At 33.8% G+C, this 22,966-nt stretch carries 30 protein-coding genes and 1 pseudogene; 26 read left to right on the forward strand and 5 right to left on the reverse strand.

Going from position 1 to position 22,966, the window contains the following annotated elements; translation table 11 throughout:
• From QJV49_RS12780 to radC, 13 genes are all read left to right on the forward strand, one after another.
• Window positions 1-1,197, forward strand: a complete 1,197-nt coding sequence (locus QJV49_RS12780; protein WP_225512136.1) for a bifunctional 3,4-dihydroxy-2-butanone-4-phosphate synthase/GTP cyclohydrolase II — start codon at window positions 1-3, stop codon at window positions 1,195-1,197.
• A 27-nt stretch (window positions 1,198-1,224) separates the two neighbouring features.
• Window positions 1,225-1,689 carry a 6,7-dimethyl-8-ribityllumazine synthase gene (gene ribE / locus QJV49_RS12785; protein ID WP_225512135.1) on the forward strand — a complete coding sequence of 155 codons (465 nt, stop codon included), beginning with the start codon at window positions 1,225-1,227 and terminating at the stop codon, window positions 1,687-1,689.
• Window positions 1,690-1,791: 102 nt separating this feature from the next.
• A complete protein-coding gene (gene lspA, locus QJV49_RS12790) occupies window positions 1,792-2,244 on the forward strand; it encodes a signal peptidase II (protein WP_012897620.1) in 453 nt (150 codons plus the stop codon).
• A gap of 60 nt (window positions 2,245-2,304) precedes the next feature.
• Window positions 2,305-3,210: an RluA family pseudouridine synthase gene (locus QJV49_RS12795; RefSeq protein ID WP_225512134.1), complete on the forward strand. Its 906-nt coding sequence runs from the start codon at window positions 2,305-2,307 to the stop codon at window positions 3,208-3,210.
• A gap of 147 nt (window positions 3,211-3,357) precedes the next feature.
• Entirely contained in the window at window positions 3,358-3,801 is a 444-nt protein-coding gene (locus tag QJV49_RS12800) for a divergent PAP2 family protein (RefSeq protein WP_225512133.1), read from the forward strand.
• 138 nt (window positions 3,802-3,939) lie between these two features.
• The gene (locus QJV49_RS12805) at window positions 3,940-5,562 is read left to right on the forward strand and encodes a glycosyltransferase family 39 protein (RefSeq protein WP_259744243.1); all 1,623 of its coding nucleotides are present in this window, start codon (window positions 3,940-3,942) and stop codon (window positions 5,560-5,562) included.
• A gap of 2 nt (window positions 5,563-5,564) precedes the next feature.
• Complete coding sequence (locus QJV49_RS12810) at window positions 5,565-6,521, forward strand: glycosyltransferase family 2 protein (protein ID WP_225512132.1); 957 nt, start codon at window positions 5,565-5,567, stop codon at window positions 6,519-6,521.
• A gap of 125 nt (window positions 6,522-6,646) precedes the next feature.
• A complete protein-coding gene (locus QJV49_RS12815) occupies window positions 6,647-7,333 on the forward strand; it encodes a response regulator transcription factor (RefSeq protein ID WP_023164051.1) in 687 nt (228 codons plus the stop codon).
• Window positions 7,334-7,352: 19 nt separating this feature from the next.
• Window positions 7,353-7,868: a DUF2127 domain-containing protein gene (locus tag QJV49_RS12820; RefSeq protein ID WP_058203693.1), complete on the forward strand. Its 516-nt coding sequence runs from the start codon at window positions 7,353-7,355 to the stop codon at window positions 7,866-7,868.
• A 3-nt stretch (window positions 7,869-7,871) separates the two neighbouring features.
• Complete coding sequence (locus tag QJV49_RS12825; RefSeq protein ID WP_225512131.1) at window positions 7,872-9,197, forward strand: cell wall metabolism sensor histidine kinase WalK; 1,326 nt, start codon at window positions 7,872-7,874, stop codon at window positions 9,195-9,197.
• A 6-nt stretch (window positions 9,198-9,203) separates the two neighbouring features.
• On the forward strand, window positions 9,204-9,860 hold the full coding sequence (locus QJV49_RS12830; RefSeq protein WP_225512130.1) for a phosphatase PAP2 family protein: 657 nt from the start codon (window positions 9,204-9,206) through the stop codon (window positions 9,858-9,860).
• A gap of 179 nt (window positions 9,861-10,039) precedes the next feature.
• Window positions 10,040-11,857 carry a glutamine--fructose-6-phosphate transaminase (isomerizing) gene (gene glmS / locus QJV49_RS12835; protein WP_225512129.1) on the forward strand — a complete coding sequence of 606 codons (1,818 nt, stop codon included), beginning with the start codon at window positions 10,040-10,042 and terminating at the stop codon, window positions 11,855-11,857.
• Between the two features lie 130 nt (window positions 11,858-11,987).
• Window positions 11,988-12,668, forward strand: a complete 681-nt coding sequence (radC, locus tag QJV49_RS12840; protein ID WP_225512128.1) for a DNA repair protein RadC — start codon at window positions 11,988-11,990, stop codon at window positions 12,666-12,668.
• Between the two features lie 198 nt (window positions 12,669-12,866).
• On the opposite strand, the gene QJV49_RS12845 is transcribed toward radC, so the two are convergent.
• The 4 genes and pseudogenes from QJV49_RS12845 to QJV49_RS12855 form a co-directional block, all read right to left on the reverse strand.
• Entirely contained in the window at window positions 12,867-13,991 is a 1,125-nt protein-coding gene (locus tag QJV49_RS12845; protein ID WP_225512127.1) for a site-specific integrase, read from the reverse strand.
• Between the two features lie 121 nt (window positions 13,992-14,112).
• Entirely contained in the window at window positions 14,113-14,961 is an 849-nt protein-coding gene (locus QJV49_RS13210) for an SAP domain-containing protein (protein WP_309568400.1), read from the reverse strand.
• Between the two features lie 93 nt (window positions 14,962-15,054).
• A pseudogene (locus QJV49_RS12850) lies at window positions 15,055-15,252 on the reverse strand (hypothetical protein); the annotation flags it as partial.
• A gap of 59 nt (window positions 15,253-15,311) precedes the next feature.
• On the reverse strand, window positions 15,312-16,058 hold the full coding sequence (locus QJV49_RS12855) for an XRE family transcriptional regulator (RefSeq protein WP_225512125.1): 747 nt from the start codon (window positions 16,056-16,058) through the stop codon (window positions 15,312-15,314).
• A gap of 191 nt (window positions 16,059-16,249) precedes the next feature.
• Between QJV49_RS12855 and QJV49_RS12860 the strand changes: the two genes are divergently transcribed.
• From QJV49_RS12860 to QJV49_RS12875, 4 genes are all read left to right on the forward strand, one after another.
• Window positions 16,250-16,477 (forward strand): hypothetical protein, encoded by a 228-nt coding sequence (locus QJV49_RS12860; RefSeq protein WP_225512124.1) that lies wholly within the window; start codon window positions 16,250-16,252, stop codon window positions 16,475-16,477.
• Window positions 16,478-16,506: 29 nt separating this feature from the next.
• On the forward strand, window positions 16,507-17,232 hold the full coding sequence (locus QJV49_RS12865) for an ORF6N domain-containing protein (RefSeq protein ID WP_225512123.1): 726 nt from the start codon (window positions 16,507-16,509) through the stop codon (window positions 17,230-17,232).
• Between the two features lie 12 nt (window positions 17,233-17,244).
• Complete coding sequence (locus QJV49_RS12870) at window positions 17,245-17,580, forward strand: DUF771 domain-containing protein (RefSeq protein WP_225512122.1); 336 nt, start codon at window positions 17,245-17,247, stop codon at window positions 17,578-17,580.
• Between the two features lie 140 nt (window positions 17,581-17,720).
• Window positions 17,721-17,906, forward strand: a complete 186-nt coding sequence (locus QJV49_RS12875) for a hypothetical protein (protein ID WP_225512121.1) — start codon at window positions 17,721-17,723, stop codon at window positions 17,904-17,906.
• Here the strand turns inward: QJV49_RS12875 and QJV49_RS12880 are convergent.
• Window positions 17,897-18,178 carry a hypothetical protein gene (locus tag QJV49_RS12880; protein ID WP_225512120.1) on the reverse strand — a complete coding sequence of 94 codons (282 nt, stop codon included), beginning with the start codon at window positions 18,176-18,178 and terminating at the stop codon, window positions 17,897-17,899. The two genes, QJV49_RS12875 and QJV49_RS12880, sit on opposite strands and share 10 nt — an antisense overlap.
• Before the next feature lie 149 nt (window positions 18,179-18,327).
• Here QJV49_RS12880 and QJV49_RS12885 point away from each other — a divergent pair, with 149 nt between their 5' ends.
• The 9 genes from QJV49_RS12885 to QJV49_RS12925 all read left to right on the forward strand — a co-directional run bounded on the left by QJV49_RS12885 (window position 18,328) and on the right by QJV49_RS12925 (window position 22,959).
• Window positions 18,328-18,528: a helix-turn-helix transcriptional regulator gene (locus tag QJV49_RS12885; RefSeq protein WP_003132896.1), complete on the forward strand. Its 201-nt coding sequence runs from the start codon at window positions 18,328-18,330 to the stop codon at window positions 18,526-18,528.
• Window positions 18,528-18,743 (forward strand): DUF1408 domain-containing protein, encoded by a 216-nt coding sequence (locus QJV49_RS12890; protein ID WP_225512119.1) that lies wholly within the window; start codon window positions 18,528-18,530, stop codon window positions 18,741-18,743. Before QJV49_RS12885 ends, QJV49_RS12890 begins: the two co-directional genes overlap by 1 nt.
• Window positions 18,744-18,857: 114 nt before the next feature.
• The gene (locus QJV49_RS12895; protein ID WP_225512118.1) at window positions 18,858-19,208 is read left to right on the forward strand and encodes a hypothetical protein; all 351 of its coding nucleotides are present in this window, start codon (window positions 18,858-18,860) and stop codon (window positions 19,206-19,208) included.
• A gap of 14 nt (window positions 19,209-19,222) precedes the next feature.
• Window positions 19,223-19,618 carry a hypothetical protein gene (locus QJV49_RS12900; RefSeq protein WP_225512117.1) on the forward strand — a complete coding sequence of 132 codons (396 nt, stop codon included), beginning with the start codon at window positions 19,223-19,225 and terminating at the stop codon, window positions 19,616-19,618.
• Between the two features lie 10 nt (window positions 19,619-19,628).
• On the forward strand, window positions 19,629-20,333 hold the full coding sequence (locus tag QJV49_RS12905) for an AAA family ATPase (protein ID WP_058205094.1): 705 nt from the start codon (window positions 19,629-19,631) through the stop codon (window positions 20,331-20,333).
• Window positions 20,333-20,854: a single-stranded DNA-binding protein gene (locus QJV49_RS12910; RefSeq protein ID WP_225512116.1), complete on the forward strand. Its 522-nt coding sequence runs from the start codon at window positions 20,333-20,335 to the stop codon at window positions 20,852-20,854. The genes QJV49_RS12905 and QJV49_RS12910 overlap by 1 nt, the downstream gene beginning before the upstream one ends.
• A gap of 132 nt (window positions 20,855-20,986) precedes the next feature.
• Entirely contained in the window at window positions 20,987-21,313 is a 327-nt protein-coding gene (locus tag QJV49_RS12915) for an HNH endonuclease (protein ID WP_281449140.1), read from the forward strand.
• Entirely contained in the window at window positions 21,313-22,059 is a 747-nt protein-coding gene (locus QJV49_RS12920; RefSeq protein ID WP_225513220.1) for a conserved phage C-terminal domain-containing protein, read from the forward strand. Before QJV49_RS12915 ends, QJV49_RS12920 begins: the two co-directional genes overlap by 1 nt.
• Before the next feature lie 9 nt (window positions 22,060-22,068).
• Window positions 22,069-22,959, forward strand: a complete 891-nt coding sequence (locus QJV49_RS12925; protein ID WP_225513219.1) for an ATP-binding protein — start codon at window positions 22,069-22,071, stop codon at window positions 22,957-22,959.
• Window positions 22,960-22,966 lie beyond the last annotated feature (7 nt).

Genomic DNA, 22,966 nt, shown 5'->3' on the forward strand with positions numbered 1-22,966 from the left:
ATGTTCCAACATAATAAAGTAGAAGAAGCACTTGCTGCACTTAAAGCAGGAGAAATGATTATCGTTAGTGACGATGAAAATAGAGAAAATGAGGGAGACCTTATCTGTGCGGCCGAATTTATCAGTCCAGAAATAATTAATTTTATGGCAAGAGAGGCAAAAGGATTGATTTGTGCACCACTCAGCGAAACTTATGCTAAGAATTTACAATTAGAGGCAATGGTAGAGAAAAATACGGATAATCATGGAACAGCTTTTACAGTTTCGATTGATCATATTGAAACTAGTACAGGGATTTCAGCTTTTGAACGAGCCTTAACCATAAAAAAACTTATTGATGCCGAGAGTTTACCAAGTGATTTTCGTAGACCAGGTCATGTATTCCCACTGATTGCCAAGAAAAATGGTCTTTTAGAACGAAATGGTCATACGGAGGCCACGGTTGACTTGTTGCGTCTGGCTGGTTTAAAAGAAGTAGGTGTCTGCGTTGAAATAATGGACGAAGATGGAACAATGATGCATAAAGAGAAACTGAAGGAAAAAGCGCAAGAGTGGGGCTTGAGATATATCACAATTAAAGCTATTCAAGAGTATCTTAAGCAAAATGAATTGCAAGTAGAACAGGTAACTAGAGCAAAACTACCGACGAAATATGGTATGTTTGATATTTTAGGATTTGTCAATAAAATAAATGGTGAGCACCATGTTGCTTTAGTTAAAGGAGATATTGGTGACGGTCAAGCTATTCTTTGCCGTGTTCACTCAGAATGCTTAACTGGTGATGCTTTTGGTTCCTTGAAATGTGACTGCGGTGAACAATTAGAAGAGGCATTAAAAAAAATAAACGATGAGGGGCGTGGCGTACTTTTATATCTTCGACAAGAAGGACGTGGAATTGGTTTGATTAATAAGCTTCGTGCCTACTCACTTCAGGATGAAGGATTTGATACAGTTGAAGCTAATTTAGCTTTGGGATTTAAAGAAGATGAGCGAGAATATTCGATTGGAGCACAAATTTTAAAAATAATTGGGGTGAAATCATTGAAATTAATGACAAATAATCCCCAAAAGATTAATGATTTTCAAAAATATGGTCTAGTCGCTGAAGAAAGAGTAGCTCTCCAAATCAAAGATAACCCCTTTGACCATGATTATTTAAAAGTAAAACAAAATAAAATGGGACATTTGTTTGACTAAAGTAAAAGAGAAAGTAAGGATAGAAATATGACAATTATTGAAGGAAATTTAAGAACAGACAATGCAAAATATGGGATTGTAGTTGCCCGATTTAATGAATTTATCAATGCAAAACTTTTGTCAGGAGCATTAGATGCACTGAAAAGACACGGAGTTAAGGAAGAAAAAATTGATATAGCATGGGTTCCTGGTGCATTTGAAATTCCCCTTATTGCCCAAAAAATGGCGGTTTCCAATAAATATGAAGCAATTATATGTTTAGGAACCGTCATCAGAGGCTCAACTTCTCATTATGATTTTGTTTGTAATGAAGTTTCTAAGGGGATCGCTCATGTTTCCTTAAACTCTAATATTCCGGTCATGTTTGGTGTGCTAACAACTGAAAATATAGAACAAGCCATTGAGCGTGCAGGCACAAAAGCTGGAAATAAAGGTTTTGAGGTAGCGGTTGGAGCAATTGAAATGGTTGATTTGATGAGAAAGATTGGCTAATTTATCTATAAGTGCATTTATATAAATGCGCTTTTTATTTTGAAATAAGCTAAAAACTGTTCTAGCGAGCTATCAGATTACGAAATATGCTATAATTAAAGCATGAAAAAACTACTGTCACTTGTTATTATCGTTGTTGGAATTGTTGCTGACCAAATTTTTAAAAATTGGATTGTTGCTAATATTCAGCTTGGAGATACAGAAAAAATTTGGCCTAATGTTCTTAGTTTAACTTATATCAAAAATGATGGAGCGGCTTGGTCTTCATTTTCAGGTCAACAATGGTTTTTCCTTGTCTTAACACCAATTGTCTTGGTTGTTGCCCTTTGGTTTTTATGGAAAAAAATGGCACAAAACTGGTATTTTATTGGATTAACTTTAATTATTGCGGGTGCTTTGGGAAATTTTATTGACCGAATTCGTCAAGGATTTGTTGTTGATATGTTCCAAACTGAATTTATCAATTTTCCAATTTTTAATATTGCGGATATCTTATTATCTGTTGGTTTTGTTCTTCTTTTCATTGCAATTTTGACAGACAAAGAAACAAAATAAATTGATTAAAAAATCACTGACAGAAAGTTTTATTTAACATTTATAAAAAGGAAAAAACACTTGCCTATCATAAAAATTAACGAAGAAAACAAAGACTTACGTCTTGACAAGGCGCTTGCCAATCAAACAGAATATTCACGGAGTTTACTGACAGAACTTATCAAAAATGATAAAGTATTTGTTAACAGTGAAGCCAAAAAAGCAAAGTATAAAGTAAAAGTAGGGGACAGGATTGAATTTGAAGTTCCAGAAGCGGAAGTTCTCGATATTGTTGCTGAAGATTTGCCATTAGAAATCATTTATGAAGATTCAGATGTTGCAGTAGTAAATAAACCTCAAGGAATGGTAGTTCATCCTGCAGCTGGTCATGCTTCAGGGACCTTGGTTAATGCAATTATATATCATATCAAAGATCTTTCAAGCATTAATGGTGTAATTCGTCCAGGAATTGTGCATCGTATTGATAAGGATACGAGTGGTCTTTTAATGATTGCCAAAAATGATAAAGCACACGAAAGTTTGGCAGCACAATTAAAAGATAAGACTAGTAAACGTCGTTATTTAGCGATTGTCCACGGTGAAATTGCTAATGATAAAGGAACCATTGAAGCACCAATTGGTCGTAATCTTAAAGATCGCAAAAAACAAGCCGTAGTTTCTGGCGGAAAACCTGCCGTGACTCATTTTGAGGTTTTAGAACGATTTTATGGATATACTTTGATTGCATTGCGCTTGGAAACTGGGCGTACACATCAGATTCGTGTACATATGAATTACATTGGTCACCCTGTGGCTGGTGATCCACTCTATGGACCTAATAAAACATTGACACCTAATAAAGGGCAATTTTTGCATGCTGAAACATTAGGTTTTGACCATCCAACAACTGGGGAATTTATGGAATTCCAAGTTGATGCTCCTGAAATATTCAACGAACAATTAGAAAAGCTTAGAGAACAAGTTTAAACTTGTTCTTTTTTGTATTAAAAAAAGAGCTATATTTACTGACAGACTTTCTATATTTGTCAGCAAATCAGACATCATTAAAAGATAGATGATGTATAATAGAGTTACCGATAGTTAGTAGGTTTTTATTAGTAAAAGGAGACTATTATGAACTTTTTTAATCAGATTTTTCATAATCAAATTTTAATGACAGCCATTGTGAGTTGGGCTCTGGCTCAGTTGATTAAAATAATTATCGAACTTATTCGGACACATCGTATTAATTGGCAATTAATTTTTGCAACAGGTGGGATGCCTAGTTCTCATAGTTCATTGGTTGTTGCTCTGGCAACGGCTACTGGACTGAGACAAGGATTTGACTCAACGCTTTTTGCCGTTGCTACTGTTTTGGCATTTGTCGTCTTATATGATGCCCAAGGTATTAGAAGACAGGCGGGAAATCAAGCGAGAATTATCAATCGGATGTTACAAAATGTCGAAAATGCCGGAATCAAAGTAGATAAAAATTTAAAAGAATTATTGGGGCATACACCAATTCAAGTGATGGGCGGAACAATATTAGGTATAATAGTTGCTATAGTAATGAATTAGGAAAAAATTTTGTTGCAATAAGAGTCGTTAGCATTAATTATGATGTAGTTTATAAATACGAAGAAAAAATGAGAAATTATCATCTAAAAACTAAGGTTATTATCAGAAACAAAAGCCAAGCTATGGTAAAATGGTAATGTGAATAATATAGTATTTATTAAGTATAAAAAAAGATTCTGTTTTGCTTTAATGATAGGAGTCTTTATTTTAATTAATGGGATTGCTATTTCTTTGACGAAAACGTGGAATTCAGATCACATCATTGCTCTTTTGTTAGGAAATATTCTTTTAATAGCAGCCTATTTTTATTTTATTGGAATTTATAAATTGTCAAAAAAACTTTTTGACTCGAAGGAAAAAAATGAAAATACTGACAAGTCTGTCAGTAAAATTGAGTTACTGACAGACTTGTCAGTAACAAAATATTATCGAATAAGCTTTTGGCTAGTAGCTTTGTTAACTTTTATCTTGCCGTTTCTTTTCATGATTCATGTGCCGGATAGTAAGCATGCTTGGGACTATTTCGTTATATTTAATTCTACGACAGAATTGCATGGTCAATCTTTTGGACTGTTACCTGAAACTGCTTCGCGTTTAGGATATTTTCTTCGTTATCCAAACAATCAATTTTTAGGTATTTTATTTAATCAAGTTTTCTCTCCTTTTGCAGGAAGTGTTGAACTAAAAATGTGGGTTGTGACAGCAGTGTCTGCACTATTGACAAGTCTCGGAGTTTTGGCTGGAACCTTGAGTGTTAAGGCTTTGAGCGGGAAAAGGCATGCGCTCTTATACAATGTTTGTGCCCTTGGGTTCTTACCTTTTTACGTTTATGGCGCACAACTTTATAGTGACACGATTACACTTCCTTTTGTATCCTTTAGTCTGTTGTTCTTTATTTATGCCATTAAATCACAAAAAATAACTCAACAAGTTCTATGGTACTTTTTGGCAACATTATTGGCAGTTATAGGTTATGAATTTAAGCCAACGGTGTTAATTGTACTCATTGCTGTTTTAATTTTCCTTGGACTTAATAAAAAATGGAAGCAACTTGTACTTTTAATTCCAATGTTTGCTATCTTATTTATTGGTGGACATTTCATGGTTAAAGCAACTATTGCGACCGAGCCAGCCTTTTCTCAAGAGGCTAATGAACGTCGTAATCTTCCAATGATGCACTGGATTGCTATGTCTTGGTCGCCAACTAATAAAACGGGTGGATTCAATAAGAAAGTGAGGCTCTATTCTGAATCTTTCCCAACTTATGAAGCGAAAAAAGAGGCTGATAAACAACTGTTCATAGATAATCTTAAGAAGATGGGACCTGTCGGAGTTGTGAGACAAATTGGACGTAAGTTAGCCTATACTTGGTTATATGGTGATTTGAATAGTTCGTTTTATACTTATCATCATGAAAATAAATTTATTAATCGTTACTTTGATTATTTATCAGGAACCTCATTTTCTTTGGATGGACCTGGTAATATAACAGGTTGGTTTATGTTAAAGGCTGTTCAAACCCTTTATTGGATTGGATTAGTTGTTCTGCTGTGGCGTCAAATCTGGCGAATTTTAATCAGCAAGAGAAATTGGTCAAATCCCTGGTTCATTCCAGCTTTGGCCTTTGTTGGATTGAGTTTTTTCCTTATTCTTTGGGAAACAAATTCACGTTACCTTTATCAATTTGCCCCTGTTATGATTGCTTTAGCAAGTTTAGGTTTAATAGATAAGCAGTTTAAAAAGAAAAAAATTAAGGAGTGAATATGACTAAGATTCTTTATATGGTCGTGCCATGTTACAATGAAGAACTGGTACTTGATGAAACTTCCGAACGTCTCAAGGCTAAATATGAACAATTGATTTCAAATAATATTATTAGTCCAAAAAGTAGAGTTGTTTATGTTAATGATGGTTCAAAAGATAAAACTTGGGAAAAAATTCAAGAAAAACATAATGAAAATCCGATGTTTAGTGGGATTAATCTCTCAAGAAATCGTGGACATCAAAATGCTTTGCTCGCTGGTTTAATGACCGTGAGAAATTTAGCAGATTGCGTTATTTCAATGGATGCAGATTTGCAGGATGATATTAATGCGATTGATGAGATGCTTGAAAAGTTTGAAAATGAGAACTGTGATGTTGTTTATGGTGTGCGGGATAATCGGGACACTGATACAGTTTTCAAAAGGAGAACCGCTGGAGCTTTTTATAAATTAATGCAAGGTTTGGGAAGTCAAAGTGTTCCTAATCATGCCGATTTTCGTTTAATGAGTCGCCGTGCCCTTGACGGTTTAGCTCAATTTCCTGAACAAAATCTCTTCTTAAGAGGAATGGTTCCTTTGGTTGGCTATAAATCTGATATCGTTTATTATAAGCGTGGGGAACGTTTTGCTGGTGAAAGTAAATATCCTTTGAAAAAAATGGTTAGTTTTGCGCTTGACGGAATTACATCAACATCGGCTGCACCGATGCGCTTAATTTTTTGGATTGGTTTAATTTGGTTTGTGCTAGCAATTGTAGGAGCAATTTATATTATAGCTCGCCATTTTATTAATGGTTCTGACGTTGCAGGTTGGGCTTCGACAATGTTGGCTATTGTTGGATTTGGTGGGGCTAATCTATTAGCTCTAGGTGTAATTGGTGAATATATCGGAAAAATCTTCTTGGAAGTTAAACAACGTCCTCGCTATTTGATTGAAGACTTCATAAACGAAGAATAAAAATGATAAATTATCATTAATTATTCAGAAAAACTGTATGGTTTTTTTGTTTTAGGCTTGTTATAATGAGCAAGTAAATAAAAATTTATGATTACATTTGCAATTAAAGAAAGGCAAGGTGCCAAATGAGCTACCATGTTTTGATTGTTGAAGACGAGCCGAGTCTGTCTGATTATGTCAAAAAAGAGTTGATTTTTGAAGATTATCAAGTTTCAACAGCTTTTGATGGTCTTTCTGCTTTGGAAATATTTGAAACTGCTAAGCCTGCTATTGATGTTGTTTTGCTTGATTGGATGATTCCAAAATTAGATGGCTTGACAGTGTTACGTCGAATGAAAAAAATTCAGCCTGATACACCAATTATCTTCTTGACGGCGCGTGATTATATTGGAGATAAAGTTGCCGGTCTTGATGCGGGAGCAGATGATTATATTACTAAACCTTTTGAAATTGAGGAGCTATTGGCTCGGCTGAGGTTGATTTTTAGGAAATGGTCAAATTCTTCTTCCAAGGTCTATGAACTTGATTACTTAAAAGTTGATTTAAGTGCTCATACAACAGAAGTGGCTGGTAAAACAGTCAATTTGACTCAGAGAGAATTTTCTTTGTTAAGCTATTTTTTAGAACATCGTGGTATAGTGGTAAGTCGAGCAGATATTTTGGATGATGTATGGGGCATGGATTTTGACGGTCAGGAAAATACCGTGGATGCTTATGTTCGCTACCTTCGTGCTAAAATTGATTTGCCAAATCATAAATCTCTCATTGAAACCGTTCGTGGTATAGGTTATCGTTTAAATAACGAAAACTGAGAGAGGAAAAGAGGTAGCCATGAATAAAGTAAAAAATAAAGAAGAATTATTAGATGTTAGTTTTAACACAATGCTTCTGGGTAAAAGTATTTTTGCTTTTGTTGAATTTATATCAGGTTTACTTTTAATCTTTGTTCCACTTGATTTAATTAAAGCAACTATTCACCATCTTGCACTGGCTATTTCTCTAAGCCCGTTCTCTACGATGATTACAAATGCAGGAGAAAGGCTGACCAATGATGCTACTTTATTTGCTATTGTATATTTACTTTTACATGGTGCACTAAAGTTGGTGACGTTGGCTCTGCTCTGGAAAAAGATTCTATGGTCATACCCCTTATCAATATTACTTTTAGTTGGTTTTATTCTTTATCAAATCTTTGAATTTTTTAATCATGGGTCAATTTCAATGCTCGTTTTATGTGCGGTTGACGTATTAATGATTATTTTAACCTTATTAGAATACCGTAAGTTAAAAGCACATATTTCAAAAGAGGGCTCATACTCTCCCTTAAAAAATAGTAAAGTAAATTAGCGAATGAAAGAAATAGAATCAAAAACAAGTGCCAAAATTATTACCGATACTTTTGTCCGTATTTTCTTAATTTTTAGTCTGTTGATTACAATCATTGTTTCCGGAATTGTTGCATTTACAAGTTTACAAATCCGTAAGAGTGAGGGAGCGGCACTTTTAAATTCCGTTCAAACGGCAGCAACTAATGGGCAAGTGAATTGGGACGAATTTAAACTTGATAGTGAAAAAGATGAAAAAGCTACATTTGTTCGACTGACAAGTCCTTCAGGTCAAAGAGAAGAGAGTCAAGGAACAACAAATTTTTTAAAATCACGAAAATTTTGGGGGAATTTTAGTCTATTAAGAGATGATATCTTTTTATATAGTTCAAAAACTTCTAAAAATGGAACCAAAGCCGAGTTATGGTTGAATATAAATGTTGTAGTTAAATCAATGATTAGAGCTATATTAGTTATTATTGCTGTCATGATTTTCCTCTTTTTCCTTGCTTTGATTTTAATTCAAAAAGCGGCCAGAACGATTAGTCAGCCTTTGACAGATATTGTGGTGGCAACTGATGGAAAGGATGTTAAACAAGTTCCTGTCAGTAAAAATCCTCTTGAAGTTCATCAGTTAAGTCAAAGTTTCAATCGTTTGCTCAATCGACTGAATCAAAAAATTGAAAATGAGCAACAATTTGTCTCGGATGCTTCACATGAGCTAAGAACGCCAGTTGCTGCAATTCGCGGACATGTGAATTTACTCAAAAGACGTTGGCATGAACATCCAGAAATTGTTGATGAGTCACTTTCCTATATTGATGAAGAATCAATGAGAATGAAAGTTTTAATCGAAAATTTACTGACCATTTCTAGAGGAAATCATTTAGAAATGAAAAAAGAAAGAATTAACTTAAGTAAATTTACTGACAAAGTGGTCAGTGAAATTCAACCCGCGCTTAGACAAAAAATAAACTTTGATATTCAAACAGACTTATTTATCAGCATAGATAAAATGGCGCTATACAAAATTATTATTATCTTTCTTGAAAATGCTGGAAAATATTCACCTTCCGACTCAGAAATTACAATAAATATTACTTTGGAAAATCATCAAGTTGATTTTCAGGTTGCTGACGAAGGCTTTGGCGTTCCAGAAGAAGAAAAAGATAATATTTTTGAACGATTTTATCGAATTGATAAATCCCGTTCAAGTGAAATTCCTGGAACAGGACTTGGCTTGGCAATTGCAAAGGAATATGCACAATTGAATGATGCCAAAGTCTTTGTTTCAAATAATTCTCCGAAAGGGTCAACTTTTCATCTCCTAATGGAGTCTATAGAAAACTAATTAATTATGAATAAAAAAATCTATTATATTTCGGGTGTTATTACCACCCTTGCCTTTTTAATTTTAGCTCTCTTTGTTAAAATTGATTTTACTCATGGTCCGTTTCCTTTTGATCGACCAATTCAAACTTGGGCTTTTCATTTACAAAGCTCTTCAGGACTCACTTACTTTTTCTCTCATATGACAAATATTTTTGGAGATAAAGGTGGAATAATTGTCGCAGCTCTACTTGCTTTGGCTTTATATCTTCTCTTTAAACAGAAAGAAGCGACAATCTGGTTTGCGACAACAGTTGTTTTAAGCCTTGCTTTAAATACTGTTATTAAAGTAATTATTGGTCGAGAACGTCCTGATATTCATCGGTTAGCGGCTTTTGCCAATGAAGCTGGGAAAAGTTTTCCAAGCGGACATTCCATTTTTGCAACAATTATTTTTGGAAGTATTTTCTTTATCTGTCTAGGTAAACTTAACAATCGTTCTTCTAAAATTTTATTAGGCATTTTATGTATTATATTAATTGCATTAGTAATGTTTTCAAGAATTTTTGTAGGGGTACATTATCCAAGTGACACAATCGGCGGATTTCTCGAAGGAATTAGTATTCTATTACTTACTTACCCCACATATATTAAGTATCAAGAAAAATCTAAAAAAACCAATTGATGTCAATTGGTTTTTATTAATATTTAAAAATAGTTATACCAATTTTTGTATATTTACGATTTATTAGAAGTTTTACACTTGACAATGACGAAAAAGTGTAATATAATGCTGTTTGTAAATATAAATTAGAAAAATAATTAACTATACCAATTTTGTGGTTGGTTAAATGGAGCTTTATTATGTGTGGGATTGTTGGCGTTGTAGGTAGTAAAAATGCAACTGATATTTTGATGCAAGGACTCGAAAAACTTGAATATCGTGGTTATGATTCAGCCGGTATTTTTGTAAATGGTCAAGAAACAGCAGCGAAATTAGTTAAATCTGTTGGACGCATTGCTGATTTAAGAGGGAAGTTAGGGATTGATGTTTCAGGAACAGCAGGTATTGGTCATACACGTTGGGCTACTCATGGTAAACCAACTGAAGACAATGCTCATCCGCATACCTCTACATCAGGTCGCTTTGTTTTAGTACATAATGGAGTGATTGAAAATTTTGTCGAACTTAAAAATGAATTTTTAATGAATGATACTTTTAAAGGACAAACCGATACTGAAATTGCGGTTCATTTAATTGCTAAATTTGCTGAAGAAGAAGGATTATCAACACTTGAAGCATTCAAAAAGGCTCTAAGCTTAATTCAAGGTTCTTATGCCTTTGCTCTTATGGATAGCGAAGATGCAGAAGTGATTTATGTTGCCAAAAATAAATCACCATTATTAATCGGGCTTGGTGAAGGCTACAACATGGTCTGCTCAGATGCTATGGCGATGATTCGTGAAACATCTGAATTTATGGAAATTCACGATAAAGAGCTTGTTGTGTTAACAAAAGATAATGTTACAGTTATGGATTACGAAGGTAATGTACTTTCACGTGAGTCATACACAGCCGAACTCGATTTATCTGACATTGGGAAAGGAACTTATCCTTTCTACATGCTCAAAGAAATTGATGAGCAACCCGCAGTTATGCGTAAACTCATTGCGACTTATGCAAATGAAGATGGAACAATGAAAGTTGATCAAGACATTATCAAGGGAATTCAAGAAGCTGATCGTATTTATATTATTGCCGCTGGAACGTCTTATCATGCAGGTTTTGGGGCAAAAATGATGCTTGAATCATTGACAAATACACCGGTTGAACTTGGTCTTGCTTCAGAATGGGGCTATGATATGCCTTTGTTGAGTCAAAAACCATTCTTTATTTTCCTTTCACAGTCTGGTGAAACAGCTGACAGTCGTCAGGTTTTAGTAAAAGTAAATGAATTAGGACTTCCAAGCTTAACAGTTACAAATGTTCCCGGTTCTACTTTATCACGTGAAGCAACTTATACAATGTTAATCGGTGCTGGACCAGAAATTGCAGTTGCTTCAACCAAAGCATATACAGGACAGATTGCAACTTTGGCTTTTCTTGCAAAGGCAGTTGGTGAGGCTGAAGGAGAAGTTAAAGCAAAAGAATTTGATTTGGTTAAAGAATTGTCTTTAGTCGCTCAATCAATTGAAGCCACTTTATCTGAAAAAGACGAAATTGCTGCAGTTGTAGCTGACTTATTGCCAACAACCCGCAATGCTTTCTATATTGGACGAAAACAAGACTATTATGTAGCAATGGAAGCTTCTCTAAAATTAAAAGAAATTTCTTATATTCAATGTGAAGGATTTGCTGCTGGAGAATTAAAACATGGAACGATTTCATTGATTGAAAAAGGAACTCCAGTACTTGCTTTAATTTCTAATAATGAAGAAGTAGCAGCTCATACTCGTGGAAATGTAATGGAAACAGTGGCTCGTGGTGCCTCAGCTATCACAATTGTTGAAGAAGGAGTGGCCCGTGAAGATGATACAATTGTTGTCAACCAAGTTCATCCTTATTTGTCAGCAATTTCAATGGTTATTCCAACACAATTAATTGCTTATTATGCTTCAATGCAACGTGGACTTGATGTTGATAAACCACGTAATTTAGCTAAAGCAGTAACAGTTGAATAATTTTTACTGACAGAAATTTCTGTCAGTAAAATGATAACTAAAATAAAAAAGTTCTGAGATTTATCAGAACTTTTTTGGTTAATTAATCTTTTGTCAGTGACAAAAGCAAGGTTTTTCCGTATATAATAGTATGTATGAACTAAGAGAAAATCCATATCCAATGCAACCTAGGGAACGCTTAGAATTTTTAGGGGAAGAATGCTTATCTGATGTTGAGCTGTTAGCGATATTATTGCGAACAGGTACTAAAAAGTATTCATCATTAAATTTAGCTTTAGAAATTCTTCGATATTTTGAAACTTTAGATAATTTGCGTAAAGCTTCAATTAATGAACTCAGAGAAATTTCAGGGATTGGACTGGCAAAAGCAATTGAAATTCGAGCGATGATTGAACTAGGAAAAAGAATACAAACTACTAATAGAAAACGTTATGGTCAAGTATTGAGCTCTAAAGAATACGGATTAAGTCTTGCTTTTGAAATGCAAAATTTTGAGCAAGAGCATCTTGTGGCGACCTATTTAGATGGTCAAAATAGAATTATTGAGAAAAAAACAATTTTTATAGGGGCGGTTAATCATGCAACCGCAAGCCCTAGAGAGATTCTTTATCATGCAATAAAAAATCTTTCAGTAGGACTGTTAGTTGCACATAATCATCCCTCAGGAAATTTACAACCAAGTCAGGCTGATAAAATATTTACTAACAAAATAAAAAAATCTTGTGAGGATGTGGGGATTAATTTTATTGATCATATTATTGTAGGAGCTGGTAATTATTTTAGTTTTCGTGAAGAAGAAATCAGAAAATGAAGGATGGTATAACAAAAAATTACTTCTCATCTATAAAAAAACGAAAAAGAACAGTCTATAAAAACTGTTCTTTTAATTTGAGCTAATTTAGTCTTCTTGAGATCCCATGAAAAACTACATAGTAAAGGGTATATATGCTTTAGATAATGGGTTTATTCTTAGTTTTTAATGATTTGTTGTATTTTTGTTGTAAGAAAATTATAACTCCAGTAGCAGCTCAATTATTTTATCCTTATCTTTATTTTCTAGCTCTTTTATAATATGAATATAGGTTTGCTGTGTGATAGCCACACTTGCGTGTCCTAGGCGTTTTGAAACAGTCATGATATCAACTCCATGATAGAGGAGAACAGAAGCATGAGTGTGCCTTAAACCGTGTACAGTAAGTGGAGTAGAAATCTTTAGTTTTTTCAATGCATGATCTAATGTATTTTGCAAAGCTGAGAGAGTTATTATTTTTCTATAAGGATGATAACAAACAAAGTCATGTATCGGTTTTATACCAAAACTTTCAAATAATGTTTTTTGCTGTTCTTTAAAATCTTTTAGCAATTGCATACTTTCATCATCTATAACAATATCTCTTATTCCAGCATCTGTTTTGGGCTTTTTGAAACCACCGACTTTGTTTCTGTAATTCCAAGTTCTGTGGCACTTAATGACATTATTATCAAAATTAATATCATCCCATACTAATCCAAAAGCTTCACTGGCTCTCATTCCAGTAATTGAAATTATAAACAGCATAGTGGGAGATGAATAGTTTGGATTAAGCCTATTTCTGAAATAATCTACTAATTGCTTGTATTCATCAAAATTTACAAACTTGTCTTGCTCTGCTTTATCATTTCCATTACCTTTAACTACTGCACGAGTGGTAAAATCTTTTTGCAGTCGTCCCTCTTCAATGAGTGGTTGAATAGATGCTCTAACTCTAGTATGAAACCCTTTTGTAGATGCTTTGGCGTGTGTTTCAGCAAATTTATTTAGCGCTCTTTGATAAGAAGATGCTGTTATTTCGGAAATTAAAACATTTGGCATATAGGTTTTTAAATATTTTAACGTTTGCTCATAACCTTTATAAGTCATTTCATCAATTGCATTTTTCTTATAAAGCTCCATCCAATCTTTAAAGTACTCGGAAATTTCTTGCTTGATGGGGTCAACAATGAATCCTTTTTTTAACTTGCTTTCTATATCCATTGCTTCAGCTTGGGCATCGGACTTTGTAGAAAAACCGCCCTTTGTTAGACGAGGAAGTCCTTGTTTTGTTCTTGAGATTGAATATTGCCAAGTCTTTCCGCGTTTTTGATATGTAGCCATATTTGATTTTTACTCCATTTCTATGATAAAATGAGTACGAGAAATCTCCATCAGTATTGATGAATTTCTTGTATTACATAGATTTAATCCGCCCTCGCCGTCCAAAGTTTGGGCGGATTTTTTATTTTCTCCAATCAGCCTTATACTTGTCAGGCAAATTAGAATATAAGCGAGAAATCAAAATGTTAAATTCCTCAATATTTCCACCCAAAATGTCATTCAATAATTCAATTGCATCATCAACTGAATTTACGATTGAAATCGGAAACTTAGGATAAATATCTTTCCAAATATTTCGAAGGTGAATTTCCAAATCTACCAGATCTAATTTAGTTTCTTTCATTACTTTATGCATAAGGTTTTGACGCCATTTTGGAACACCATATATTTCTAAAAAATTAAAATTTGTCAGACCACAGATATCTATGCAGAAAGCAATGAGAAGGTAGCGCATATCATTCGTAAGTTTGCATAATTCATTCACGGTTTGGATTGCTGTATTAAATTGTTTTTTTGATATCGCACTGTCTAAGGTAATTAATAGTTGCTTCTCTCTTTCTTTTTTAGATAGAATGCTTTTAATTTCAGTGGAATCTTTCTTGTTTTTAGTTGAAGAAGTTCTAAATTCGGTGGATAGTAGTTTATCCCGTTTATGGAGATATTTAACCCCCTTGTCAGAGACATAGTAAACTCTTTGTTTAATAAGAGGCTCTAAAAATTTAGGAGAAAAATTTTCTTCTATCCTTGCAACTAACTCTCTCTTGTTTCCAGAGGTTTTCAATTCTTTTGTTTTTAAAATATTTTTTAATTGTATAATAGTGAGTCCAGCCAATGCTTCAAAGGGTTCAGCATAATGGATATATTCTTTATTAATAAGATTAATTATTGAATTTTCTTTTATTCCATATTCAAACCAAAAACGCTCTGGAAATCTTGTTGAGACTGGTTTCTTATGACACCAATTTAACACTTCTATCTCAGCAGCTGTAAGCTCCGGTTTAGTATTAGAGATTTGAGGAGCGTTTGGAAAGGTTGTAACTTCCTTGGATAACTCTTTTTTGCTTTTAAATAAATCCCAAATCGAGAAAGTTGTTTTCTTATAAACTTTATTATACGCCGCTTTTTTCGGATTTTTATAAATACCAGTCCCCTTTTTCCCATAAACTGGTATGACAGTCTTTTTTACTGATCTTTTGATTTTACCTGTTGTTCTAGCTTTAAAGCTTTTTTTTATACTAGGTTTTCTAACTCCAAATTTCATAAGTTCTCCTATTCGATATTTAAATGAAATTCAAGACATTACTCGTCGTTTTTTATTGTTTAAATGTTTTCTGGAGTAAACCAATCAACTACTTCGCCGACGATGTTCCAGTATTCCCCATCTTCAGGAGGAACTGGCAAGAAACGATCACGATACTTCTCGTTAATAGAATGAAGAACAAGTTCGTTTTCAACAATGCTAACTTCTTTAACCCAAGAAGTTCCATCATAATCTACTACATATATTCCACCTTGAGGAGTATCATAGTTTTGTCTAATTAGAATGACATCGCCGTCGTGTAAAGTAGGTTCCATTGAATCTCCATCAACAACTGTAGCAAAGTCAAAACGAGGTAAATTATTTCTTGAAGTATAGTAAGTAGTTTTTTCGTTTTCTCCATAATGAAATCCAAAACCAGCTGAAACTTTTTCTACAGTCTCAATAGGAATAAGCTTATTTTTTTCCGTTGTTTTATTAATATCTAATACATTGTTCTTTTGTTCGTCAAGTTGATTACTTGCAAAATTTAAAACTTTTTTTTGACGCTTTGAATTAAGTAAATCAAAAATATCATTTAATTCTTTTTTTATAGGGTCTATTTTATTTTCTGAATCTCCTATCCCTAAAATATCGAGTGGGGAAATTCCAAGAGCTTTAGAAAGAGAAACAATCTTATCTCTACCCATATTTTCAATCATACCGTTTTCCCATTTTCTAACGGTTGATTTACCAACGCCTACAATTTCACCAACTTGTTCAAGAGTTAATTTCTTTTCTAGCCGTTTTTCTTTCAATATGTTTTCCATGGTTCAAAATCTCCTTTTTTACATTATAGCACTAAAGTGTCGTAAAGTACACAAAAAAAGCAAGTAAACCATAAAAATATTTATTTTAATAAAAAAGTGTATTTTAAGACACAAAATGCTTGACATGGTATTTTTATAATGATATACTGAAAGTGTCTTAAGGGACACAAAGAAAAGAAAGGCGGTGAACAATGAAATCAAATCAATTTCTTGGACGTTTAAAATCAATGGGTAAAAATGTTGATTGGCTAGAAAGCCAAATGACTAAGAACGGAGAACAAGTTTCTCGTTCCGCGATTTATAAAAAGCTTCGTGGAGAGTCTGAGTTTACAGCTCAACAAATAAAAGTTATCAGTAAAATAATGAATTTTACAAATGATGAAATGCTTGATATTTTTTTTGAAGAATTAGTGTCCTAAAAGACACCGATAAAAGAAAGGGTTTAAAAATGAATGAATTACAAATTACAGAATTAAATGGTCAACGAGTTTTGACTACTCAACAAATTGCTGATGGTTACGGAACAAAAAAACGGACTATCGTTGATAATTTCGGAAATAATAAATCACGATTTAAAGAAGGTAAGCATTTCTTTTTATTAGACGGAGAAGAACTGAAAAAATTCAAAGACAACAACGAAAATTTCGGTGTAGTCGGAAATCGAGCCCCTAAACTTTACCTCTGGACAGAAAAAGGAGCGTTGCTTCATGCGAAATCTTTAGGAACTGATGAAGCTTGGGACATGTACGATATTTTAGTTGATACTTATTTCAAAGTTCAAGAACAACAAGCTCCGCTTACTTTAGACCAACAAATTGCAGCTATCGCAACAGGTTACGGAAGTGTGAAAGAGGAGCTTGTAGAAGTCAAAGATAGAGTATTAGACCTTGAAGAAAATGCTCCGCTTAGTGCTGGTGAATATAACTATATCGGAAGTCGAATTACACAGCGTGTAAATGAAGTAGCTCACGGTTATAGTAGCATCACCCAAAAGCAACGTGGTGAGCTTTATAAAGATATTAACCGAGGAGTTAAAGTTGTCACAGGAATATCTACACGAACTCAATTGAGAGCAAAGCACTTTGATACAGCTATGGATTTCATCAATAATTGGGAACCATCCACAGCTACGAAAATGCAACTTAGACAAACCAGCTTTGACTTTGAAGCTTAGAAAGGAAATCATATGGAACAAACACTTGAAGTACAAGCGACTATTTCAGTTTTAATTCCAGAAGATAAGATTCTTGTAGATAAAGTTGAATATCAAGAGCTTAAAGAAAAAGACTTTGACGGTTGGGTTGGTATGGATGTGTTCATAGAAAAATCCAACCGTAGTGTTCCAACAGTTTCCAAAGTTTTAAGAAAACCTGATTTAAGAAAAAGAATTTCAGTTGAAAATGGAGGTTGGGTATATTATCCAAACGGCAAAGGAGATAACTGGTCATTTAGGTTTAAAGAAATGATGGAATTTATAAACAATGAATTTTATCAGAAATTTAATGGAGGAAGTGTCGCATGACCTACACATACATAGTCAACCCAGAAACGGGTGAAATACTGTTTGACCTGGTGCACGACTTAATCACACAAAACATTCGAGCAATAAAGCTCATTGCAAAGAAATTAAATGCGGTGCTCCGCTAGAAAAGAGAACGAATCATGAAAACAAAAACATTATTTATAGATGAAGAAGTTCAAGGCGAAAAAATTGGAGATTTGAACACAGAACAACTTATTAAACAGGTTGTAAAAAATATTGACGATGATGTCATCTCAGTAGAAATAAAAAAACGCCACAAAAGTGACGAATTAAATGAATGTATAACTGATCCAAGTCAATCGTAAATATTTTGATTAATAAAATTCCATTGACTTTGCGTTAACCATCCATTCTTATTGTTAACAATCTCTGTAATAAAAAACTTATCTCCATTATCCAAATAAGGGCTTAACTTATCAATCATTTCACTTGGAGATAAATTGGAGCGAAATAAGTAAGAAGATTCCCAATATTTACAGCATACTGTTGCTATATCATTTTCAATCGTCTTAATAACATCATCATAATTTTGACCTGGGCTATTCAGGTCATAGGTTAACATGTAAGGTTTACTCAATGTATATACCTTCTTTCGGTTTATATTTTGAATAAATCCGCAGCCGCGGTAATTCATTCTACTATATTATACTGCTATAAATCATTTCAGTCAACATAACATACTATATATTGTGTTTAATTATGTAAAAAACAGGAAAGGAACACTAAATGTTGTGGTCAAAGATAAAAACTAAACTTGTTGAGAAAAATATGACCGAGTATGAACTTGGAAAAGTTACAGGACTTGGCGCTCAACAAATTCATCAATTTAAAAAAAGAAATTCTGAAAATCCTCGTTGGCTAACAATGGTCAAAATAGCGGATGCACTAGACATCAGCTTAGATGAATTCAGAGAGAAAGGCAAATAATGCACACACAAATTATTAATGGACGAGAAGTCCTGACAGTTCCAACAGTCATTGGATATAAGCATTATGACTTAGAAAAAAGAGAAGTAATTGGAGAAGTTATTGAATCTACTTATCGAAGAAAAGATGGAACAATGTACATTATCCGCAGATCACGAACAGAACGAGAAAAAGCTGCTATGCTCAATTCGTGCTTGTCTGACTGGGGATATTAGTATGAGCAAACAACAAAAAAGCCCTGCATGGCACGCAGAGCAAGTAGGAAATTCGCCAAAACTTCTACTTAAATTATACCACGAATGCCTAGAAATTTGAAATGGAGAATTTAAATGAGCATTGATGAAAATACTAATTTAACTAAAACAGTGACAATCCCAATTGAAGAATATAAAGGACTGATTGAACGCATGTCTTTTATTAATCCTAAAAAAGTAGCTAGAGAAAAAACTCCTTGGGAAGAGTTGGATGAAGAAGTTCAAGAATTCTTTACCTCTCCAAATGGTCGCATGCACCTTAAATGCTTAAATGCAATCGTAACTGGTCTATCTTGTACAAGTCTTTATAAAACTTGGCGGACAATGGTAACTCTTCATTCTGGTTCATATACAAGATGGTACACAAATCAGGATGTTGATACTGCTAGAGAGATTTTCGAAGAAATGAAAGCATGTATTAGATAGAAACGGAGAACATTATGGATTTACAACTTATACCAGTAGATGGAGATGGTCAAAGGGTTGACTTGAATCCATCAGCTATAAAAGATATGGATAATATCACACTCACAGAGTTCTTAGCTCAGGCAAAGATTATAGCTGACCTTTATAAAAAGGGCGAAACTGAGGTTAAAAAGCGACTTGATGAAGGTCAACAATTCAATCGTTTGAGTTATGGTAAAGCAGCACAACAAAAGGTTCTTACCATGACTAATAAACAAAAATATGACTTGGTTAAAGCTCATGGTTGGGATTGTGTAGAGCCAATTACTTTAACTAAACTCAAGAGCAAGTTCGGAGATGGAATCGAACAAGAGCTTGAGCAGTCCATTGTTTATAAAGGTAAGAAAGCACCTCTTAAATGGGATGCGTGAGGTTCAATAAATGAAAATTACAAAAGCAACTGATATCAGTAGAACTCAATATTGGAGAGTATTGCTTTATGGTAAACCTGGACTCGGAAAAACTTCTGCAGTAAAGGGATTAACTGGTAGAACATTAGTTTTATCTCTTGATAACTCTCATAAAGTATTAAGTGGTATTCCAAATATTGATGTGAGAACAATTGATGATGAAGGATTAGAATCGTTTAACAGGAACGAACCAATCGAAGATATCAATATTTTTCTAAAAGAACTTGATGTTGTCATAAGTGATTACGATAACTTGGTCATTGATAATGTGACGAGTTTTCAATCAGACTGGCTTATTGAACGAGGGAGAAGTTCAAAAGGTGGTATTCGTAACGAAATCCAAGACTATGGGGATTGGACGAATTATTTCTTGAGAATAATGACCAAAATTTATGGACTTCCAATAAATGTCTATGTTACAGCTTGGGAAGACACTCAGGAAATTTCACTTGAAGATGGCCGAGTAATCACCCAGTTTGTTCCAAAAATAAGAAAGCAAGTATTAAGTGAATTACTTGGTTGGACGGATGTAGTAGGTCGGATTAAAGTAAACCCAAATACTGGAAATCGTGGAGCAATTTTAGAAGGTAACGATGGTGTTTACGCTAAAAACAGAATTGACAGTCGAACAGCTTGTCCGATTGATGAATTATTTAAATTTGAAGGAGAAAAATAATGCAATATAACAGAAATAACGTAAGTAGTCTTGGCGGGAAACAATTTGAAGCGGGCGTTCATATCGCTAAAATAGCAAAAGTTGAAGCAGGTAAGAGTAAAACAAACAAGGAAATGTTCAAATTTACTCTTGAAGGAATGAATGGAGAATCCACAAATAGTTACCTAGTGTTTGGGGAACAGTGGTCTGATTCAAACCTTCAACGAATTCTTGCAAGTATTGAAGATAATGGCCAACAAATCGCACCAATTGATTATGGATATAACCGTGAAACAGTCCAATTTTTAACAAATCATAAAGTATTTATACAAATGAAAGAACGCACAGGTACGTATGTCGACAAAAACGGTAAAACTCAAAATAGTACTGGTACAGAGCATAAAGCGTTCTTAACTCACGAAGAATATATAAAATTTGGTGGCGGTACACAGCAAACTAATATTCAAGGCAATAATGCTCAAGGAGATCCGTTTGGAAATTCAGCACCAATGAATATTTCAGACGAAGACCTACCATTCTAATAAGTTAGTGCTGGAGGGTGGCGTAACGACCGTAAAGTCCATGAGTATTCAGTGCCTGCACATAAACACTCATTGCCAGCTTTTAATTTGAAAAATAAAACTTGAAATAAATATAGAAGAAAGGAAGAATACATGGAATTTGAAACGTGGAAAAAAATTGAGTTTATTAGCTCTCCAAAAATTGTTGGTATTCCAGTAGGAGAATATGAGATTAGCAGCCATGGAAATTTGAGACAAGTTATAAGTGATAATATTCGCAAGAAAGTAAAAATAAATACCACATCAGACCAGCGGCCAAGATATGGTTTTACACTCGATAACGGAAAACGAGTAATGCCATTTATACATCAATTGGTAGCACAGGCATTCATTCCAAACCCTGAAGGACTACCAAACGTTAAACATATTGATGGTAACAAATCAAATAATTATGTTGGAAATTTACGGTGGTCTAAGTAATGGCACAAAGAAGAATGTTTAGTAAAAAAATTGTAGAAACAGATTTCTTTATGGAAATGTCACCAACAGCAAAATTACTCTATTTTTACCTAAATATGAGTGCTGATGATGATGGTTTCGTTGGAAATCCTAAAACAATTAAATTGATTAGTGGAGCTACTGATGATGACTTGAAAATACTTATTGCTAAACAGTTTATCATCCCGTTTGATAGTGGAGTCATTGTAATCAAAGACTGGAAGATTCACAATTACATCCAAAAGGACAGATACAATCAAACTCAATATTTAGATGAAAAAAAGCAACTTTTAGTTGAAGAAAACGGAACGTATACAAAATGTATACAAGATGTATCCAGTTTGGATACACAGGTAAGGTTAGGTAAGAGTAAGGATAGGTTAGGTAAGAGTAATAATACTATGTCAGATAAATCTGACGATGTTATTCCTTATTCTGAAATCATTTCTTACTTGAATGAAAAAACAGGGCGAAGTTTTAGAACCACTGAAGCTCACAAACGCTTTATCAAAGCAAGGTGGAATGAGGATTATAAACTAGATGACTTTAAGAGGGTCGTTGATAATAAAGTTGCTGACTGGACAGGTAAAACAATAAACGGTCAACCAGCAGAAAAATACTTACAACCTTCAACGCTGTTTGGAACGAAGTTTGATAATTACCTTAACCAGGCACCAATGCGCCAAGAACAAGCACAGCCTTATGATGATCTTGGATTGCCATTTTAGGAGGAAGAAATGGAAAGTATCGGAGATGTTATTGGAAAATTTGTTGATATGGATAAATTTAATGCAATGGCTGACAGAGTTATCGCTCGTCCAGAAATAGAAAAATTCATTTCAGATAATAACATGACTAGCGATGAAGTTTCAAAAAGTTATTCTAAATTCTACGAATATCTTAAAGAAAAAAATAAATTTGAGAATAACGAAAAAACAACAATGAACGGGCATGAACCATTTTTGATTATGAATTATGGTTATGCCGATGTTGTATATCGTGAGACTGAAGAAGTGATTAAACGTAGGAAAAAAGCTGAGTTTGTCAAAAGGCTTAATCGCAATAGCATTGTAAGAGATATGACAATAAAAAAAGCAAGTTTTGAAAATTTTAATGCAGTAACTGATGAAGAAAAGAGAGCTTTGGCGTTCGCAAAAGAAGTATCTGAATATTATTATACTGGCGGTGAGGGAAATACTGTAGTAAGCGGGCCAGCAGGAACAGGTAAAAGTCACCTAGCCATGAGCATCTTAAAAGATTGTTTGCAACATACTGATTTGACCGTTATTTTTGCAAGTTGGTCAGAAGTTCTTCACTTAATCAAAGATAGTTTTGATAATAAAGACAGCTTTTATTCAACTGAATACTTCATGGAAGTTTTTAGAAATACTGACTTATTGGTTATTGATGATATTGGAAGTGAAAAAATAACAGAATGGTCCATGTCTTTACTGACAGAAGTTTTGGATGCAAGGACTAAGACTATTATTACCACTAATCTAAAAAGTGATGAAATAAGAAAAAAATATCATAACAGGACATATAGCCGTTTGTTCAGAGGTATTGGAAAAAAAGCATTCAATTTTGAAAACATTAAAGATAAGCGTGTTAGTCAATTGCCATTCTAGGAGAAGC

It is taken from the genome of Lactococcus sp. NH2-7C, from assembly GCF_029953655.1.
Taxonomy (GTDB): Bacteria; Bacillota; Bacilli; order Lactobacillales; family Streptococcaceae; genus Lactococcus; species Lactococcus lactis.

Excerpts from the sequence above, each read along its gene's own strand:
- QJV49_RS12780 (WP_225512136.1), top strand. The coding sequence starts at position 1 with ATGTTCCAACATAATAAAGTAGAAGAAGCACTTGCTGCACTTAAAGCA.
- ribE (WP_225512135.1), top strand. The coding sequence starts at position 1,225 with ATGACAATTATTGAAGGAAATTTAAGAACAGACAATGCAAAATATGGG.
- lspA (WP_012897620.1), top strand. The coding sequence starts at position 1,792 with ATGAAAAAACTACTGTCACTTGTTATTATCGTTGTTGGAATTGTTGCT.
- QJV49_RS12800 (WP_225512133.1), top strand. The coding sequence starts at position 3,358 with ATGAACTTTTTTAATCAGATTTTTCATAATCAAATTTTAATGACAGCC.
- QJV49_RS12810 (WP_225512132.1), top strand. The coding sequence starts at position 5,565 with ATGACTAAGATTCTTTATATGGTCGTGCCATGTTACAATGAAGAACTG.
- QJV49_RS12815 (WP_023164051.1), top strand. The coding sequence starts at position 6,647 with ATGAGCTACCATGTTTTGATTGTTGAAGACGAGCCGAGTCTGTCTGAT.
- QJV49_RS12820 (WP_058203693.1), top strand. The coding sequence starts at position 7,353 with ATGAATAAAGTAAAAAATAAAGAAGAATTATTAGATGTTAGTTTTAAC.
- QJV49_RS12825 (WP_225512131.1), top strand. The coding sequence starts at position 7,872 with ATGAAAGAAATAGAATCAAAAACAAGTGCCAAAATTATTACCGATACT.
- QJV49_RS12830 (WP_225512130.1), top strand. The coding sequence starts at position 9,204 with ATGAATAAAAAAATCTATTATATTTCGGGTGTTATTACCACCCTTGCC.
- glmS (WP_225512129.1), top strand. The coding sequence starts at position 10,040 with ATGTGTGGGATTGTTGGCGTTGTAGGTAGTAAAAATGCAACTGATATT.
- radC (WP_225512128.1), top strand. The coding sequence starts at position 11,988 with ATGTATGAACTAAGAGAAAATCCATATCCAATGCAACCTAGGGAACGC.
- QJV49_RS12845 (WP_225512127.1), bottom strand. The coding sequence starts at position 13,991 with ATGGCTACATATCAAAAACGCGGAAAGACTTGGCAATATTCAATCTCA.
- QJV49_RS12855 (WP_225512125.1), bottom strand. The coding sequence starts at position 16,058 with ATGGAAAACATATTGAAAGAAAAACGGCTAGAAAAGAAATTAACTCTT.
- QJV49_RS12860 (WP_225512124.1), top strand. The coding sequence starts at position 16,250 with ATGAAATCAAATCAATTTCTTGGACGTTTAAAATCAATGGGTAAAAAT.
- QJV49_RS12865 (WP_225512123.1), top strand. The coding sequence starts at position 16,507 with ATGAATGAATTACAAATTACAGAATTAAATGGTCAACGAGTTTTGACT.
- QJV49_RS12870 (WP_225512122.1), top strand. The coding sequence starts at position 17,245 with ATGGAACAAACACTTGAAGTACAAGCGACTATTTCAGTTTTAATTCCA.
- QJV49_RS12875 (WP_225512121.1), top strand. The coding sequence starts at position 17,721 with ATGAAAACAAAAACATTATTTATAGATGAAGAAGTTCAAGGCGAAAAA.
- QJV49_RS12885 (WP_003132896.1), top strand. The coding sequence starts at position 18,328 with ATGTTGTGGTCAAAGATAAAAACTAAACTTGTTGAGAAAAATATGACC.
- QJV49_RS12890 (WP_225512119.1), top strand. The coding sequence starts at position 18,528 with ATGCACACACAAATTATTAATGGACGAGAAGTCCTGACAGTTCCAACA.
- QJV49_RS12895 (WP_225512118.1), top strand. The coding sequence starts at position 18,858 with ATGAGCATTGATGAAAATACTAATTTAACTAAAACAGTGACAATCCCA.
- QJV49_RS12900 (WP_225512117.1), top strand. The coding sequence starts at position 19,223 with ATGGATTTACAACTTATACCAGTAGATGGAGATGGTCAAAGGGTTGAC.
- QJV49_RS12905 (WP_058205094.1), top strand. The coding sequence starts at position 19,629 with ATGAAAATTACAAAAGCAACTGATATCAGTAGAACTCAATATTGGAGA.
- QJV49_RS12910 (WP_225512116.1), top strand. The coding sequence starts at position 20,333 with ATGCAATATAACAGAAATAACGTAAGTAGTCTTGGCGGGAAACAATTT.
- QJV49_RS12915 (WP_281449140.1), top strand. The coding sequence starts at position 20,987 with ATGGAATTTGAAACGTGGAAAAAAATTGAGTTTATTAGCTCTCCAAAA.
- QJV49_RS12920 (WP_225513220.1), top strand. The coding sequence starts at position 21,313 with ATGGCACAAAGAAGAATGTTTAGTAAAAAAATTGTAGAAACAGATTTC.
- QJV49_RS12925 (WP_225513219.1), top strand. The coding sequence starts at position 22,069 with ATGGAAAGTATCGGAGATGTTATTGGAAAATTTGTTGATATGGATAAA.